At 59.4% G+C, this 15,590-nt stretch carries 17 protein-coding genes and 1 riboswitch; of the genes, 8 read left to right on the plus strand and 9 right to left on the minus strand.

What is annotated here, in order from left to right:
• Positions 1-6: 6 nt before the first annotated feature.
• Positions 7-915 carry a uridine diphosphate-N-acetylglucosamine-binding protein YvcK gene (yvcK, locus tag B498_RS12185; protein WP_008501139.1) on the minus strand — a complete coding sequence of 303 codons (909 nt, stop codon included), beginning with the start codon at positions 913-915 and terminating at the stop codon, positions 7-9.
• A gap of 225 nt (positions 916-1,140) precedes the next feature.
• A riboswitch (molybdenum cofactor riboswitch) is annotated at positions 1,141-1,275 on the plus strand.
• Between yvcK and moaA the strand changes: the two genes are divergently transcribed.
• From moaA to B498_RS12155, 6 genes are all read left to right on the plus strand, one after another.
• Positions 1,263-2,252, plus strand: coding sequence for a GTP 3',8-cyclase MoaA (gene moaA / locus B498_RS12180; protein ID WP_008501140.1), 990 nt, complete (start codon positions 1,263-1,265; stop codon positions 2,250-2,252). It overlaps the preceding riboswitch by 13 nt.
• Before the next feature lie 24 nt (positions 2,253-2,276).
• Entirely contained in the window at positions 2,277-2,789 is a 513-nt protein-coding gene (gene moaB, locus B498_RS12175) for a molybdenum cofactor biosynthesis protein B (RefSeq protein ID WP_008501141.1), read from the plus strand.
• A gap of 3 nt (positions 2,790-2,792) precedes the next feature.
• Entirely contained in the window at positions 2,793-3,278 is a 486-nt protein-coding gene (moaC, locus tag B498_RS12170) for a cyclic pyranopterin monophosphate synthase MoaC (protein ID WP_008501142.1), read from the plus strand.
• Complete coding sequence (gene moaD, locus B498_RS12165) at positions 3,271-3,516, plus strand: molybdopterin synthase sulfur carrier subunit (RefSeq protein ID WP_008501143.1); 246 nt, start codon at positions 3,271-3,273, stop codon at positions 3,514-3,516. Before moaC ends, moaD begins: the two co-directional genes overlap by 8 nt.
• 1 nt (position 3,517) lies before the next feature.
• Positions 3,518-3,970: a molybdopterin synthase catalytic subunit MoaE gene (gene moaE, locus B498_RS12160; RefSeq protein ID WP_008501144.1), complete on the plus strand. Its 453-nt coding sequence runs from the start codon at positions 3,518-3,520 to the stop codon at positions 3,968-3,970.
• Positions 3,971-4,034: 64 nt separating this feature from the next.
• Positions 4,035-4,742, plus strand: a complete 708-nt coding sequence (locus B498_RS12155; RefSeq protein WP_008501145.1) for a Bax inhibitor-1 family protein — start codon at positions 4,035-4,037, stop codon at positions 4,740-4,742.
• 89 nt (positions 4,743-4,831) lie between these two features.
• On the opposite strand, the gene B498_RS12150 is transcribed toward B498_RS12155, so the two are convergent.
• From B498_RS12150 to B498_RS12140, 3 genes are read right to left on the minus strand one after another with little or no spacing between them, the layout of a single operon-like run.
• Complete coding sequence (locus tag B498_RS12150; RefSeq protein ID WP_008501146.1) at positions 4,832-5,794, minus strand: lysylphosphatidylglycerol synthase transmembrane domain-containing protein; 963 nt, start codon at positions 5,792-5,794, stop codon at positions 4,832-4,834.
• Positions 5,794-7,032: a cardiolipin synthase ClsB gene (gene clsB, locus B498_RS12145; RefSeq protein ID WP_008501147.1), complete on the minus strand. Its 1,239-nt coding sequence runs from the start codon at positions 7,030-7,032 to the stop codon at positions 5,794-5,796. The genes B498_RS12150 and clsB overlap by 1 nt, the downstream gene beginning before the upstream one ends.
• Positions 7,029-7,790 carry an endonuclease/exonuclease/phosphatase family protein gene (locus tag B498_RS12140; protein ID WP_008501148.1) on the minus strand — a complete coding sequence of 254 codons (762 nt, stop codon included), beginning with the start codon at positions 7,788-7,790 and terminating at the stop codon, positions 7,029-7,031. The genes clsB and B498_RS12140 overlap by 4 nt, the downstream gene beginning before the upstream one ends.
• A gap of 133 nt (positions 7,791-7,923) precedes the next feature.
• On the opposite strand from B498_RS12140, the gene B498_RS12135 reads away from it, so the two are divergent.
• Positions 7,924-8,334: a YbhQ family protein gene (locus B498_RS12135; protein ID WP_008501149.1), complete on the plus strand. Its 411-nt coding sequence runs from the start codon at positions 7,924-7,926 to the stop codon at positions 8,332-8,334.
• Here the strand turns inward: B498_RS12135 and B498_RS12130 are convergent.
• From B498_RS12130 to cecR, 5 genes are read right to left on the minus strand one after another with little or no spacing between them, the layout of a single operon-like run.
• Positions 8,296-9,402, minus strand: coding sequence for an ABC transporter permease (locus B498_RS12130; RefSeq protein WP_008501150.1), 1,107 nt, complete (start codon positions 9,400-9,402; stop codon positions 8,296-8,298). The two genes, B498_RS12135 and B498_RS12130, sit on opposite strands and share 39 nt — an antisense overlap.
• Before the next feature lie 9 nt (positions 9,403-9,411).
• Positions 9,412-10,545, minus strand: a complete 1,134-nt coding sequence (locus B498_RS12125) for an ABC transporter permease (RefSeq protein WP_008501151.1) — start codon at positions 10,543-10,545, stop codon at positions 9,412-9,414.
• Positions 10,535-12,274, minus strand: coding sequence for an ATP-binding cassette domain-containing protein (locus tag B498_RS12120; RefSeq protein WP_008501152.1), 1,740 nt, complete (start codon positions 12,272-12,274; stop codon positions 10,535-10,537). The genes B498_RS12125 and B498_RS12120 overlap by 11 nt, the downstream gene beginning before the upstream one ends.
• Positions 12,267-13,262 (minus strand): secretion protein HlyD, encoded by a 996-nt coding sequence (gene hlyD, locus B498_RS12115; protein WP_008501153.1) that lies wholly within the window; start codon positions 13,260-13,262, stop codon positions 12,267-12,269. Before hlyD ends, B498_RS12120 begins: the two co-directional genes overlap by 8 nt.
• Entirely contained in the window at positions 13,259-13,936 is a 678-nt protein-coding gene (gene cecR, locus B498_RS12110) for a transcriptional regulator CecR (protein WP_008501154.1), read from the minus strand. The genes hlyD and cecR overlap by 4 nt, the downstream gene beginning before the upstream one ends.
• Positions 13,937-14,141: 205 nt before the next feature.
• Between cecR and rhlE the strand changes: the two genes are divergently transcribed.
• Entirely contained in the window at positions 14,142-15,521 is a 1,380-nt protein-coding gene (gene rhlE, locus B498_RS12105) for an ATP-dependent RNA helicase RhlE (protein WP_008501155.1), read from the plus strand.
• Positions 15,522-15,590 lie beyond the last annotated feature (69 nt).

Here is a 15,590-nt window from a genome sequence, read left to right on the forward strand (position 1 = left end):
TTTTTGTTAACCCAACGCCTGAATCGCTTTCTCCAGCGCCTCGCGCAGCAGGTGGCGGTCGTGACGATATTTAATATCGCTGGCTTCCAGCGGCTCCTGCACCACCACGCGATCGCCAATCCCTGTCACATCCACTTTTGGCCCAACCACGACACCGTCGATAATTTTCTTACCGACGTACTGCTCCATCAGGTCCAGCTTGTCCGCCAGCGACAGGCTCGCCGCTGCCGGGCTCAGCTCACGGCCCAGGTTACCGATATAGACCATCGGCGCCGGGGTGCGGCGCAGTGCCTGCGCCAGCTCTTTCACCAGCAGGATCGGCATCAGGCTGGTGTAAAAGCTGCCCGGGCCGATCAGAATTAAATCCGCATCGCCAATTGCTTCTACGGCTTCACGCGTCGCCGGCACGCTCGGGTAAGTCATCAGCTCTTTGGGCGGCAGCAGAAGCTGGTCAATATTCACCTCGCCGTACACTTCATGCCCTTCGGCGTCGATGGCCATCAAATCGACCGGTTGTTCAGACATCGGGATCAGGAATGCGTCCACTTTGAGCAGGTTACGGATCAGATTGATGGCTTCAAGAGGCCTTACGCTCAGGTGATCCAGCGCCTTTAACATCAGATTTCCGAGGTTATGCCCGGAAAGTTCGCCATTGCCGCCAAAACGGTACTCAAACATCGCCGATGCGACGCTCGGCTCGGTAATTAACTGGTTCAGGCAGTTGCGCATATCTCCCCAGGCAATGCCGCCTTCGGCACGTCTGATCCGCCCGGTTGAGCCGCCGTTATCGGTGGTGGTCACTATCCCTGTCAGCCTTGAGCCGAGTGACGACAAAGAGGACATAACGCGGCCCAGGCCGTGGCCTCCGCCAAGAGCGACCACTCGGTCAAGATCCGCAAAAGTGCGATTGCGCATACGTATTCCTTATCACGTTCGATCGCGTAACAGTAACCTAACTACCCCTAAAAGACGATGCCTCACCCGAAGCAAAATGACGTATATCAATGTGAAAGTGCAGTTTTTAGGTATTCTGTAGCGAAAATGCAGGATTGATTCGCTATATACGCAATTATATAGCGAAAAGCGATAATGGCGCTGTCAGACTTTCCGCGCTACTATCGCCTTAACCACGTTTTCAACACTGAAAACATACACTCTAGCCCTTGTGCCTGTGTCGAAAGATATGGCGCTCTGGCCGTGGCGAATTTGCCACCAGGGTACAGAAAGAAATGACTGTGCCTCCCGTATCTGGAAAGGTGTACATGGCTTCACAACTTACTGATGCTTTCGCGCGTAAGTTTTATTACTTACGTCTGTCGATTACCGATGTGTGCAACTTCCGTTGCACCTACTGCCTGCCCGACGGCTACAAACCGGGCAGCGTCACCAATAACGGCTTTCTCTCCGTGGATGAAGTGCGCCGCGTCACGCGCGCCTTCTCTGAGCTCGGCACCGAAAAAGTGCGTCTGACCGGCGGTGAACCCTCTCTGCGCCGTGATTTCCCGGACATCATTGCCGCCGTGCGTGAAAACGACCGCATTCGCCAGATTGCCGTGACCACCAACGGTTACCGCATGGCGCGCGACGTGGCCACCTGGCGCGATGCGGGCTTAACCGCCATTAACGTCAGCGTGGACAGTCTCGACGCCCGCCAGTTTCACGCCATTACCGGCCAGGATAAATTCCGCCAGGTGATGGACGGCATCGACGCGGCGTTCAGCGCCGGGTTCGAGAAGGTCAAAGTCAATACGGTGCTGATGCGCGACGTCAACCACCATCAGCTGGACACCTTCCTCGCCTGGATCAAATCCCGCCCCATTCAGCTGCGCTTTATTGAGCTGATGGAAACCGGCGAGGGCAGCGAGCTGTTCCGCCGTCATCACATCTCCGGCATGGTGCTGCGCGACGCGCTGCTGAAACGCGGCTGGATCCACCAGATCCGCCAGCGCAGCGACGGCCCGGCGCAGGTCTTCTGCCATCCTGATTACGAAGGCGAAATTGGGCTTATCATGCCTTACGAGAAAGACTTCTGCGCCAGCTGCAACCGCCTGCGCGTCTCTTCCGTCGGCAAACTCCATCTCTGCCTGTTCGGGGACGGCGGCGTGGACCTGCGCGATCTGCTGGCAGACGATGCCCAGCAGGAGGCACTTGAAGCGCGCATTTCTGAAGCGCTGACGCATAAAAAACAGACCCACTTCCTGCATCAGGGCAATACCGGCATTACTCAGAACCTGTCTTACATCGGCGGGTAATCAGGCTTAAGAAGGAATCAGAAGATGAGTCAGGTAAGCGCAGAATTTATCCCGACACGCATTGCTATCCTTACCGTTTCCGACCGCCGTGGCGAAGAGGATGATACCTCCGGCCACTGGCTGCGCGAGGCGGCCCATGACGCGGGGCATCACATCGTCGATAAAGCGATCGTGAAGGAGAACCGCTACGCCATTCGCGCGCAGGTCTCTCAGTGGATCGCCAGCGATGAGGTGCAGGTGGTGCTGCTCACCGGCGGCACCGGCTTTACCGCAGGCGATCAGGCCCCCGAAGCGCTGATCCCGCTGTTCGATCGCGAGGTGGAAGGCTTCGGCGAGGTGTTCCGCATGCTCTCCTTTGAAGAGATTGGCACCTCCACGCTCCAGTCGCGCGCCGTTGCCGGGGTGGCGAACAACACCCTGATTTTCGCCATGCCGGGCTCGACCAAAGCCTGCCGCACCGCGTGGGAAAACATCATCGCCCCGCAGTTGGATGCCCGTACCCGTCCGTGTAATTTCCATCCCCATTTAAAGAAATAAGCTATGTCACAACTGACCCACATTAACGCCGCTGGCGAAGCGCATATGGTGGATGTCTCCGCCAAAGCGGAAACGGTGCGCGAAGCGCGCGCCGAAGCGTTCGTCACCATGCTGCCGGAAACGCTGGCGATGATCATCGACGGCAGCCATCACAAGGGTGATGTCTTTGCCACCGCCCGCATCGCAGGGATTCAGGCCGCCAAGCGCACCTGGGACTTAATTCCGCTGTGCCATCCGCTGATGCTGAGCAAGGTGGAGGTAAACCTGCAGGCGCAGCCGGAGCACAATCGCGTGCGCATTGAATCGCTGTGCCGCTTAACCGGCAAAACCGGCGTGGAGATGGAGGCGCTGACGGCAGCGTCCGTGGCCGCGCTGACCATCTACGACATGTGCAAAGCGGTGCAGAAAGACATGGTGATTGGCCCGGTTCGCCTGCTGGCAAAAAGCGGCGGCAAATCCGGAGATTTTAAGGTGGACAGCCATGATTAAGGTGCTCTTTTTTGCGCAGGTGCGCGAGCTGGTGAATACCGACAGCCTGACGCTGGATGCGTCTTTTGAAAACGTTGCGGCCCTGCGTGCGCATCTGGCGGCACAGAGCGACCGCTGGGCGCTGGCGCTCGACGAAGGCAAGCTGCTGGCCGCCGTTAACCAGACGCTGGTGGAGCTTACCCATCCGCTGAAGGCCGGGGATGAAGTGGCCTTCTTCCCGCCGGTCACAGGGGGCTAATATGAGTGAAACCCGCATTCTGGTTGGCCCTGAGCGCTTTAACGTAGGGACGGAATACAGCTGGCTGGCGGAACGCGACGAAGACGGTGCGGTCGTGACCTTTACCGGCAAAGTGCGCAATCACAACCTCGGTGACAGCGTGAAGGCGCTGACGCTGGAGCACTATCCCGGCATGACCGAAAAATCGCTGGCGGAGATAGTGGTCGAGGCGCGAGGCCGCTGGCCGCTCGGACGCGTCACGGTGATTCACCGTATCGGCGAGATGTGGCCCGGCGAGGAGATTGTCTTTGTCGGGGTGACCAGCGCGCACCGCGGCAGCGCGTTTGCGGCAGGGGAGTTCATTATGGATTACCTCAAAACCAAAGCGCCGTTCTGGAAGCGCGAAGCCACGCCGGAAGGCGATCGCTGGGTAGAATCTCGCGATAGCGATAAACAGGCCGCCAGCCGTTGGTAGTCGGTTTACGTGGATGTGTTACTCTTAACGAGTGTGTCTACTTAATCTTAATCAGGAGTGAATCATGGACCGATTTCCGCGTTCCGATTCAATAGTGCAGCAGACCCGTAGCGGCCTGCAGACGTATATGGCTCAGGTGTACGGCTGGATGACGGTTGGCCTGCTGCTTACCGCGTTTATCGCGTGGTATGCGGCGAATACGCCGGAGCTGATGATGTTTATCTTCTCCAGCAAGATCACCTTCTTTGGGCTGATTATCGCGCAGCTGGCGCTGGTGTTTGTGCTTTCGGGTCTGGTGCACAAGCTGAGTGCCGGCATGGCAACGACCCTGTTTATGCTCTATTCGGCGCTAACGGGGCTGACGCTTTCCAGCATCTTTATCGTTTACACCTACTCCTCCATCGCCAGCACCTTCGTGGTCACCGGCGGGATGTTTGGCGCGATGAGCCTGTACGGCTACACCACGAAGCGCGATCTGAGCGGTTTCGGCAGCATGCTGTTTATGGGGCTGATTGGGATTGTGCTGGCGTCGCTGGTGAACCTGTGGCTGAAGAGCGACGCGCTGATGTGGGCCGTGACCTATATCGGGGTGGTGCTCTTCGTCGGGTTGACGGCCTATGACACCCAGAAGCTGAAAAACATCGGCGAGCAGATCGACGTGCGCGACAGTTCAAACCTGCGCAAATACTCGATTCTGGGCGCGCTGACGCTTTATCTGGACTTCATCAACCTGTTCCTGATGCTGCTGCGGATTTTAGGCAACCGTCGTTAAGATTGCTTTGCCGGGTGGCGGCTTCGCCTTGCCCGTCCTGCGAAGCGCGAACCGTAGGTCGGGTAAGGCGAAGCCGCCACCCGACTTATTCACTTCGCTAGCATCCTCTCATTCTTCGCCCGCAGCTTTTTCGCCCGACTTTCCAGCACCAGATAGCAGACCGTTGCCAGCGCCAGCGGCAGGAAGTAATACAGCATCCTGTACGCCAGCAGGGCGGCGATAATCGTTCCCTGAGAAACATGCTCCCCGGCCAGCAGGGCAATAAACACCGCCTCCAGCACGCCGATCCCCGCCGGAATGTGCACAATCACCCCGGCAATGCTGCTCACCAGCAGCACGCCCAGCACGAAGAAGTAATTGACGTCCTCGCCAATCAGCAGCCAGATAATCGCCCCCATGGCCATCCAGTTGGCGCTGGAGACCGCCATCTGCAGCACCGCAAACTTCCACGAGGGCAGGACCAGCTTTTGCCCTTTGATGGTCATATGGCGGCGCTTTGCAAACGCGCAGGCCCAGAGATAAACGGCGATAATCAGCAGCAGCACGATGCCCAGAATGCGCAGCGTGGCCTCGTCGATATACCAGTGCGCGGGCAGCTGCACGACGCCGATGGTGAAGATCACCCCGCCGAGCAGGATATAGCCCAGCCAGTTGGTGGTAATGCTCAGGGAAAAAATACGCGTGATGGTCCCGCCCGGCAGGCCGAGCCGCGAGTAGAGGCGATAGCGCATGCCAATCCCCCCGACCCAAGTGCTCAGCGTCAGGTTAAAGGCGTAGCAGATAAACGACACCAGCATCACCTGACGTTTGGCCAGCTTGTGGCCGCAGTAGGCCCGACCCAGCAGATCATAGCAGCCGTACATCAGGTAGCTCACGATAACCAGCCCCGTCGCGCCCAGCAGCACCATCCGGTTATAGTTGCGGATGACCTTCCACACCTCTTCCCAGTCCACTTTCTGCGCGTAGACCACCAGCAGCACCGCGACGGCAATAAAGAATACCCAGGTGAGGATCTTTTTTGCCAGACGCCAGCGTGGATGCGATTTTGACATCAGGGTTTGCCTCCGTCTTCCGCTTCAATGCGGTCCTGGGTTTCCATTTCGGGTTGTACCGGCGGGTCCACCTGCGCCAGCTTCGGCGTATGCGCCGGCAGCCAGCCGACCATCGCCGGGAAATGCCGCAGGAAGTGGAACACCACCACGCTGATGCCCAGGTTCCACCAGGTGCGTTTGGGAACCATAGACTCATCCACGCGCACGCAGTCGTTAACGATCAACGCCTGCAGGTTATCCCGCAGGGTCTGGTTAAACTGGCGGTCGTGAATGATCAGGTTGGCTTCAAGGTTAAGCGACAGGCTCAGCGGATCGAGGTTGCTGGAGCCTACGGTGGCCCAGTGATCGTCCATCAGCGCGACTTTGCCGTGCAGCGGCCGACGGCGGTATTCGTAGATCTGAACGCCGCCCTTCACCAGGTAGTTGTACAGCAGCCGCGCCCCGACTTTGACGATCGGCATATCCGGCTCGCCCTGGACAATCAGCTTCACGCGCACGCCGCGTCTTGCAGCATTTCGCATGGCATGCAGCAGTCGATAGCCCGGGAAAAAGTAGGCGTTAGCAATAATCACTTCGCGCTTCGCGTTGGCGAGCATCTTAAGGTAGTGGCGTTCAATGTCGTCCCGGTGCTCGCCGTTGTCGCGCCAGACGAAAAGCGCCTGCGCTTCGCCGGGCTTCCGGTTCTCTTCCGGGCGATGGCGGCGTCGCCACCAGCGGCGTACGGCCTCTTTCCCCGGCAGGTTCTCCAGCTCAAACAGCAAGATGTCCTGCACCACCGGGCCTTCAATGCGAATGGCGTAATCCTGCTTCGCTTCCGGGCCGTAGTCGGACATATGTTCCGCCGAGTAGTTAATGCCGCCGACAAACGCTACCGTCTCATCCACCACCACAATTTTGCGGTGCATTCGGCGGAAAAGATTGGTCCGCATGCCGAACAGGCGAGGGCCGGGATCGTAGTAGCGGAATACCACGCCTGCGGCGGTCAGTTCATTGACGAACCCATCGCTGAGGTCCGGCGAGCCGTAGCCATCCAGCAGTACTTCAATTTTGACGCCGCGCTGTGCGGCGCGCAGGAGCACGCTGTGCAGCTGCTTGCCGACGTTGTCTTCGAACCAGATAAAGGTTTCGAGGATCACCTTCTGCTGGGCGTTATCAATTGCCTTAAACACGGCCGGGTAATACTCGTCCCCGTTGACCAGCAGCGTGATCCGGTTGCCTTCCTGCCAGGAACATTTCATAAGTGGATCTCCGCGCTGAGCGGGGCATGGTCGGAAAGATGCCGCCAGTTGAGAAGCGCCAGGGCGGTCGGGCTGCTGGCGTGGGCATTTTTAACGTAGATGCGGTCAAGCCGCAGCAGCGGGAAACGGACCGGGAACGTGCGCGCAGGCCTGCCGTTCGCCCGGGTGAAGATCTCCTCCAGCCCGGCATCCACCTTCAACGGATGGTTTGCCCGCTGGCGCCAGTCGTTGAAATCGCCTGCCACGACAACAGGTTCACCGTCAGGCAGCGCGTTGGCCCATTCGGCCAGCATTTTCAGCTGCGCCTGACGATGGGCTTCGCGCAGTCCCAGATGAACGCAGCCGACGTGGATGGGCAGCTCAAGGTCGGGCGGGGTAATGCGGCAGTAGAGCAGGCCGCGTTTTTCGCTCTCCCCGACGGAAACGTCGCGGTTTTCATAATGTTCAATGGGATAACGCGACAGCACCGCGTTGCCGTGATGACCTTCAGGATAGACCGCGTTGCGGCCGTAGGCGTAATCGCTCCACATGGTATCGGCCAGAAATTCATAGTGCGGCGTGTCGGGCCAGTTCTCAAAGTGAAGCGGATGTACTTCGTGCGCGCCCATCACCTCCTGCAGGCAGACAATATCCGCGCTGACGGTGCGCACCGCGTCGCGCAGCTCCGGTAAAATGAAGCGGCGGTTAAATGCTGTGAAGCCCTTATGAATGTTTATCGTCAGCACTTTAAGCGAGAAATGCTGCATTTTTTTCGTCATAAGCTCCTTCCTGAGTGACTATCCCGATGAAAATAAAGTGTAGTCGTCGTCACAAAAAGATGCGGCGTTACGGAATTTTCCGTAAAGTGCGGTAGTCTGATTAAGCAGAGAAAAATCCTTCAGGAGAGAAGCCATGAAGTGGCAACAACGTGTTCGTGTCGCAACTGGCCTGAGTTGCTGGCAGATAATGTTGCATTTACTGGTCGTGGCCGTACTGGTGATGGGCTGGATGAGCGGCACGCTGGTACGTGTTGGCCTGGGGCTATGCGTCCTTTACGGCGTCACCGTGCTGTCGATGCTGTTTTTACAGCGCCACCATGACGCGCGCTGGCGCGAGGTGGGTGACGTGCTCGAAGAGCTCACCACCACATGGTACTTTGGTGCGGCGATGATTGTTCTGTGGCTGCTGTCACGCGTGCTGCAAAACAACCTGCTGCTGGCCCTGGCGGGTCTGGCAATCCTCGCAGGGCCTGCGGTGGTCTCGTTGCTGACCAAAGAGAAAAAGCTACGCGATGTTGCGTCTAAACATCGCATAGGCCACTGAGCCTGTCGTGGCCGCGATGACCAGTAGCGGCCACAAACTTCCCCAGACAATATCCAGACTCGCATCCTTCAGATAGATCTGCTTGGTGATATCCGTAAAGTGGCGTATCGGGTTTATCCACGTCAGATCCTGGAGCCACACCGGCATATTCTCAACCGGCGAGACGTACCCGGAGAGCAGGATCGCGGGCATCATAAAGACGAATACCCCGATAAACGCCTGCTGCTGCGTCGAGCAGAGTGCGGAAATCAGCAGCCCAAACCCCACCAGCGACAGCCCGTAAATCACCATCGTGAAGTAAAACAGCGCCAGCGATCCGGCGAACGGGATCTGGTAGGCCCATATTCCCACGCCCAGCACGATGGTCGCCTGGAAGGTGGCGACAATCAGCGCCGGCACCGCTTTGCCGACGAAAATTTGCCAGGTGGCGAGCGGAGAGACCAGCAGCTGATCCAGCGTGCCCTGTTCGCGCTCGCGGGCGACGGAGAGAGAGGTCACAATCATCACCCCGATGGTGGTGATCATGGCGATCAGCGACGGCACCACAAACCACTTGTAGTCCAGATTTGGGTTATACCAGTTGCGCACCACCAGTTCGCTGTTGTTGGGCTTCGGTTTGCCGTCCATCAGCTCCTGCTGGTAATCCTTAACCACCTGCTGGAGGTAGTTGGCCGCAATCTGGGCGCTGTTGGAGTTGCGCCCGTCGAGGATCAGCTGCATCGGCGCGGTCTGGAAGGTATCCAGATTGCGGGAGAAATCCGCCGGGAACCGCACCAGCAGCAGCGCTTTTTGCGTGTCGATGGTGGGCTGAATGTCCTGCGGGCTTTTCAGCAGCAGGATGTGGGTAAAGGCCTTCGCACGCGCAAAGCGCTGCGTCAGCTCGACGGAATGTTTGCCGTTGTCTTCGTTGTAAATGGCAATGGTGGCGTTGGTCACCTCAAGGGTGGCGGCAAACGGGAACAGTAAAACCTGGATCAGCACCGGCAACACCAGAATGGCGCGGGTTTGCGGCTCGCGCAGCAGGGATTGCAGCTCTTTGCGTATTAACGTCCATAAACGGTGAAACATGCGCGCTCCTTAATCTAACCGCCGTTTGGTTTTCATCCACGTCAACCCGATAAACATCACCGCCGACGCCATTAAAAACAGCGTGTTGATAATCAGCACTACCGGAATATTCCCCGCCAGGAACAGGCTTTGCAGCGTGCTCACGAAGTAGCGCGCCGGGATAATGTAGGTCACGGCGCGGATGACGGCAGGCATGCTGTCTATCTGGAAGATAAACCCGGACAGCATAATCGACGGCAGGAAAGCGGCGTTCAGCGCCACCTGCGCGGCGTTAAACTGGTTGCGGGTGATGGTGGAGATGAGCAGCCCCATCCCCAGCGTGCTGAGTAAAAACAGGCTGGTGATAAAGAACAGCACCACCAGCGAGCCGCGGTACGGCACGCCGAGGATAAAGACGGACACCAGCATGCAGAGCAGCATCGCCAGCATGCCGAGGAAGTAGTAGGGAATAAGCTTGCACAGCAGCAGCTCGACGCGCGTCACTTCGGTGGAAAGCAGCGCCTCCATGGTGCCGCGCTCCCACTCGCGGGCGATAACCAGCGAGGTCAGAATCGCGCCGATCACCGTCATAATAATCGTCACCGCGCCCGGAATAATAAAGTGCTGGCTGATGGCGGCGGGGTTAAACCAGTAGCGCGTCTGCACGTCGATAAGCGGTTCAAACGTCTCGCCCCGGTCTTCCGCGCGCTGCATCTGCCAGAGTTGCCAGATCCCCTCCGCGTAGCCCTGCACGAAGTTCGCGGTGTTCGGCTCGCTGCCGTCGGTGATGACCTGGATCGGCGCATCGGTATTTGCCCGCGCCATGTTGGCGGCAAAATCCACAGGAATGACGATAAGACCGCGAATCTTCCCGGCCTGCATCTTCTGGATCAGCTCCTGGCGGTTGTCGCTGATGGTGGCATCAATGTAGGGCGAACCGGTCATGGCGTGGGTAAAGTCCAGCGCCTCTTCGCTCTGCTGTTCGAGTAAAATCCCGACCCGCAGCTTGCTGGAGTCCAGGTTAATGCCGTAACCAAAGATAAACAGCAGCAGCAGGGGGATCACCACCGCAATCAGCCAGCTGCTGGGATCGCGCACGATCTGCCGCGTCTCTTTTACGCACAGGGCGCGCACCCGGCGCCAGGAAATGGCGTTACTGCGCATGGGCATTCTCCTTATCCCAGTCGTGGATGAGGGTGATAAACGCCTGCTCCATGGTCGGGTCCGGCACCGCGTCGTCGGCGGCCTGGTTTTTCAGGTCGTCCGGCGTGCCGTGGGCAATCAGCTTGCCGCGATACACCAGCCCGATGCGGTCGCAGTACTCCGCCTCGTCCATGAAGTGGGTGGTCACCATCACGGTTACCCCTTTTTCCACCATGCTGTTGATATGCAGCCAGAACTCGCGGCGGGTGAGGGGATCAACGCCGGAGGTCGGCTCGTCCAGAAACAGAATATCCGGCTCGTGCATCAGCGAGCAGGCCAGCGCCAGCCGCTGCTTAAAGCCGAGCGGCAGTTCGTCGGTGGCGTGGGAAGCAATCGTCGTTAACCCGAAGGCGTCGCTCATGCGGCGGATTTTCTCGTTCTGCGCGCGTCCGCGCAGGCCGTACACGCCGGAGAAAAAGCGCAGATTCTGCTCGACCGTCAGGTTGCCGTACAGCGAGAACTTCTGCGCCATATAGCCCAGGTGCTGGCGCGCCTTGCCGGAGCTGACTTTGAGATCCATATCCAGCACCAGCGCTTTGCCGGACGTCGGCACCAGCAGGCCGCACATCATCTTAAAGGTGGTGGATTTTCCCGCGCCGTTTGGTCCGAGCAGGCCAAAAATCTCGCCGCGCTTCACGGCAAAATTCACGTTGTCAGTGGCGGCGAAATCCCCGAACTTTTTGGTGAGGGATTTGGCTTCGATCACCGTTTCGCCTGGCGTACCTTCCACCGTGTGCAGGATCGCCCCAAGCGGCGACTCGGAGGTCCCCGCGCCGCCCAGCAGGTCGATGAACGCATCTTCAAAACGCGGCGCCGTCTCTTCTATCTCAATCGTCGGCATCCCAGGCGCCCGGCGAATATCGTCGACGGTGGCCTCTTTTTTGAGGATGACCCGCACCGAGCGGCCCTGAATCATCCCGTCGCTGACCTGCGGCAGCCTGAGCACCCGCTGCAGCAGCGAGCGGTTGGACGCCTGCGGGCTGTGCAGCAGGAAGCTGCGCCCGGCCATGCTCTGCGTCAGCGTCGTCGGCTCGCCCTGATAGAGCAGCTCGCCTTCGTTCATCAGCAGCACGTCCCGGCACTGCTCCGCTTCGTCGAGGTAGGAGGTGCTCCAGAGGATTAGCATCCCGTCGCCCGCCAGCTCGTGCACCATCTGCCACAGTTCTCGTCGCGATATCGGGTCGACGCCGACGCCGGGCTCGTCCAGCAGCAGCACCTTCGGCTCGCCCACCAGCGTGCAGGCCAGCCCCAGCTTCTGCTTCATCCCGCCGGAGAGCTTGCCCGCCAGCCGGTCGGTGAACGGGCCGAGCGAGGTAAATTCCAGCAGGCGGGCGAAGGTTTTCTCCCGGGTTTCTCCGGTGACGCTGCGCAGGTCGGCGTACAGGTTCAGGTTTTCCATCACCGTCAGGTCTTCATACAGGCCAAACTTCTGCGGCATATAGCCGAGCATGGCGTGGAGCGGGCCGTCGTCTTTTATCGGATCCAGGCCCAGCACGCGGGCCGATCCTTCATCCGGCTTCAGCAACCCCGCCAGCATCCGCATCAGCGTGGTTTTCCCCGCGCCGTCCGGACCGACCAGCCCGGTCACGTAGCCTTTCCGGATGGTGCAGTTCAGCGGCGCGACCGCAGGCTTATCCATCCCCTTAAAGCGTTTAACCAGACTGTTGAGCTGAATAACCGCGTCATTCATGTCGTTCCCCGCTGTTCACTTTTACGGTGACGGGCATGCCCTGGCGCAGGGCGTCGTCCGCATCGGTCACGATGATGCGCAGGCGATACACCAGGTCGGTACGCAGGTCCGGCGTTTCAACCGTTTTCGGCGTGAATTCGGCGGTAGGGGAGACAAAGCCCACCTTGCCGTGATACGGCTTGTCCGGGCGACCGTCGGTATAGAGCAGCAGCTCGCGGCCCGGCTGCATCTGGCCGAGATTGGGCTCATCAATGTAGGCGCGCACCCACACCGGACGGGTGAGCGACAGGGTTAAAACGGTGCTTCCGGCGCTGAGCATGCTGCCCGGCTCGACGGCGCGGGTCATCAGCGTGCCGTCAGACGGTGCGATGAGCGTGGTGTCGTGCAGATCCAGCTCTGCCTGCGCCAGCTGGGCCTGCGCCTGTTCAAGGCTGGCTTTCGCCTGGGCGATATCCTGCGGGCGGTTACCGGTGTGGTACTGGCTTAATTTATCCTGCGCGGACTTCAGGGTTGCCTGCGCCTGGTCGCGGGAGGAGCGCGCATTTTCCAGGTCATTCGCGGAAATGGTGCGGCTTTTCCAGAGCCCCTGCTGACGAGCGTAGAAGTTCTGCGCGTAGTCATAGGCCGCCTGCGCCTGTTTGACGGCGGCAGCGGCCTGGGCGATCTCTTCGTCGCGATAGCCGGCCAGCATCAGGTCATACTGCGCCTGCGCAACGGAGACGCCCGCTTTGGCCTGCAGCAGCGCGTTCTCATAGGGCGCTTTGTCCAGCATCCCCAGCGTCTGCCCGCTTTTAATGGCATCGCCTTCGTCCACGTTCAGCGAGGCGAGACGTCCGCCCACGCGGAAGCTCATGTTCACCGTGCGAATATCCACGTTACCGTACAGCGTCAGGCCTTTATCCTGATGGCTCTGGTACCACAGCCATCCACCGACGCCCGCGGCAAGCAACACAACGACCACCAGAATGATGGCGACAGGTTTTTTCATGACTTCAGGCTCCTTTGCGTTAAGCCTTGCAGGATCAGATCGAGATGACAGGCGATCACCTCACCGATCTGCGCGGCTTTATCCTCATCAAATTGTGTCCAGCCGGTGCGTAACAGGATGGTTTCCCGGCCCAGACGGAAGGCAAGGATTTCACCCAGCAGGGCGTGGGTATGCAAAATTGTCGCGGTATCGTTGGCATCCCGCCCGGTATAGGCGGCGATCAGCCGGGTCAGGTGGGTATGCATCGGGGCAATGACCCGATCGTGTACCCGCTGGTAGGCGGCAGTGGGGGAGAGCTGCTCGCGGGAGATAAACTTGCTCAGGTTGAGCGTATCGTCGTGCGTCAGCACGCGGATCATGTTGTGGCAGGCACTCAGGATCAGCTGGCGGATGGCCTCGCGATCGGGCGACGGCTGGCCGAGCAGCGCGGTGGCCTCCTCGACGTGCGGGTGAAACTGCGTGCCGATAAAATCGGCAATCCACTCGGCGCAGGCGAGATATAAATCCTCTTTTGAGCCAAAATAGTAGGTAATCGCCGCAATGTTCTGCCCCGCCAGCGCCGCGATATCCCGGGTGGTCGCGTGCAGCCCGTACTCGCCAAACTGCGCCAGCGCGGCGGCAATAAGCTGGTTTTTGGCCTGTTCACCTTTGGTTGTTGTGGGTGTTGTATTCATGGCGGCATTAAAAATTAATCAATCGATTGATTAAGATTATGCTTGATTTGCATCCCCGTCGAGGGAACGCGGAGGGATATTTTATGCGCCACGTCACAAAAGCTGCTACACTCCGCCCCTTCGCGACATTGTGGTTTTTGTCCTCTCAATTGTTATATCTCCCTGAAAACTACACCTGTGATGGTCGGGGCGGTTCGGAGTTTTTATGTCTTTTGATTCCCTTGGCCTGAACCCGGAAATTCTGCGCGCGATCGCAGAGCAGGGCTACGTTGAGCCAACCCCAATCCAGCAACAGGCTATTCCTGCCGTTCTTCAGGGCCGTGACCTGATGGCCAGCGCCCAGACCGGCACCGGTAAAACCGCGGGCTTTACGCTGCCGCTGTTAGAACTGCTGGTAAAAAATCAGCCGCACGCCAAAGGCCGTCGTCCGGTTCGTGCGCTGATCCTCACCCCAACCCGCGAGCTGGCCGCGCAGATTGGCGAGAACGTGCGTGACTACAGCCGCTATCTCAACATTCGCTCGCTGGTGGTGTTCGGCGGGGTCAGCATCAACCCGCAGATGATGAAGCTGCGCGGCGGCGTGGACGTGCTGGTGGCAACGCCGGGCCGTCTGCTGGATCTGGAACACCAGAACGCGGTGAAGCTGGATAACATCGAAATTCTGGTACTGGACGAAGCCGACCGCATGCTCGACATGGGCTTTATTCACGACATTCGCCGCGTGCTGGCCAAGCTGCCGCCGCGTCGTCAGAACCTGCTCTTCTCCGCGACCTTCTCCGACGAGATCAAGGCGCTGGCGGAAAAGCTGCTGCATAACCCGCTGGAAGTGGAAGTGGCGCGCCGCAACACCGCCTCTGAGCAGGTGACGCAGCACGTTCACTTTGTGGATAAAAAGCGCAAGCGCGAACTGCTCTCCCAGATGATCGGCCAGGGTAACTGGCAGCAGGTGCTGGTCTTTACCCGCACCAAGCACGGCGCGAACCACCTGGCGGAACAGCTGAACAAAGACGGCATCCGCAGTGCGGCGATCCACGGCAACAAGAGCCAGGGGGCGCGTACCCGTGCGCTGGCGGACTTCAAGTCTGGCGACATCCGCGTGCTGGTGGCGACCGACATCGCCGCCCGTGGCCTCGACATTGAAGAGCTGCCGCACGTGGTGAACTACGAGCTGCCAAACGTGCCGGAAGACTACGTGCACCGTATCGGCCGTACCGGTCGTGCGGCGGCCACCGGTGAAGCGCTCTCTCTGGTGTGCGTGGACGAGCACAAGCTCCTGCGCGACATCGAACGCCTGCTGAAGAAAGAGATCCCGCGCATCGAAACCCCGGGTTATGAAGTGGATCCGTCGATCAAAGCCGAGCCGATTCAGAACGGTCGCCAGGGCGGTCGCGGTCAGGGCGGCGGTGGTCGCGGCCAGCAGCCGCGTCGTGCCGAAGGTGGCGCGCCGAAGACAGCGGGCAAACCGCCGCGTCGTGGCAACGACAGCAAACCGGCCGGTGACAATCCGTGGCGCAGCGGCGAAGGCAAGCCGGCAGGGGAAGGGCAGCGCCGACGCCGCCCGCGCAAGCCTGCTAACCCGCAGTAATCTGGAAGCCCGGTCGTAAAGCCGGGCTTTTCTTTTTGCGGCAGCGAAGAGAAAGTGCCACAATAGTGG

This window comes from Enterobacter sp. SST3 (genome assembly GCF_000286655.1).
GTDB classification, from domain to species: Bacteria; Pseudomonadota; Gammaproteobacteria; order Enterobacterales; family Enterobacteriaceae; genus Enterobacter; species Enterobacter roggenkampii.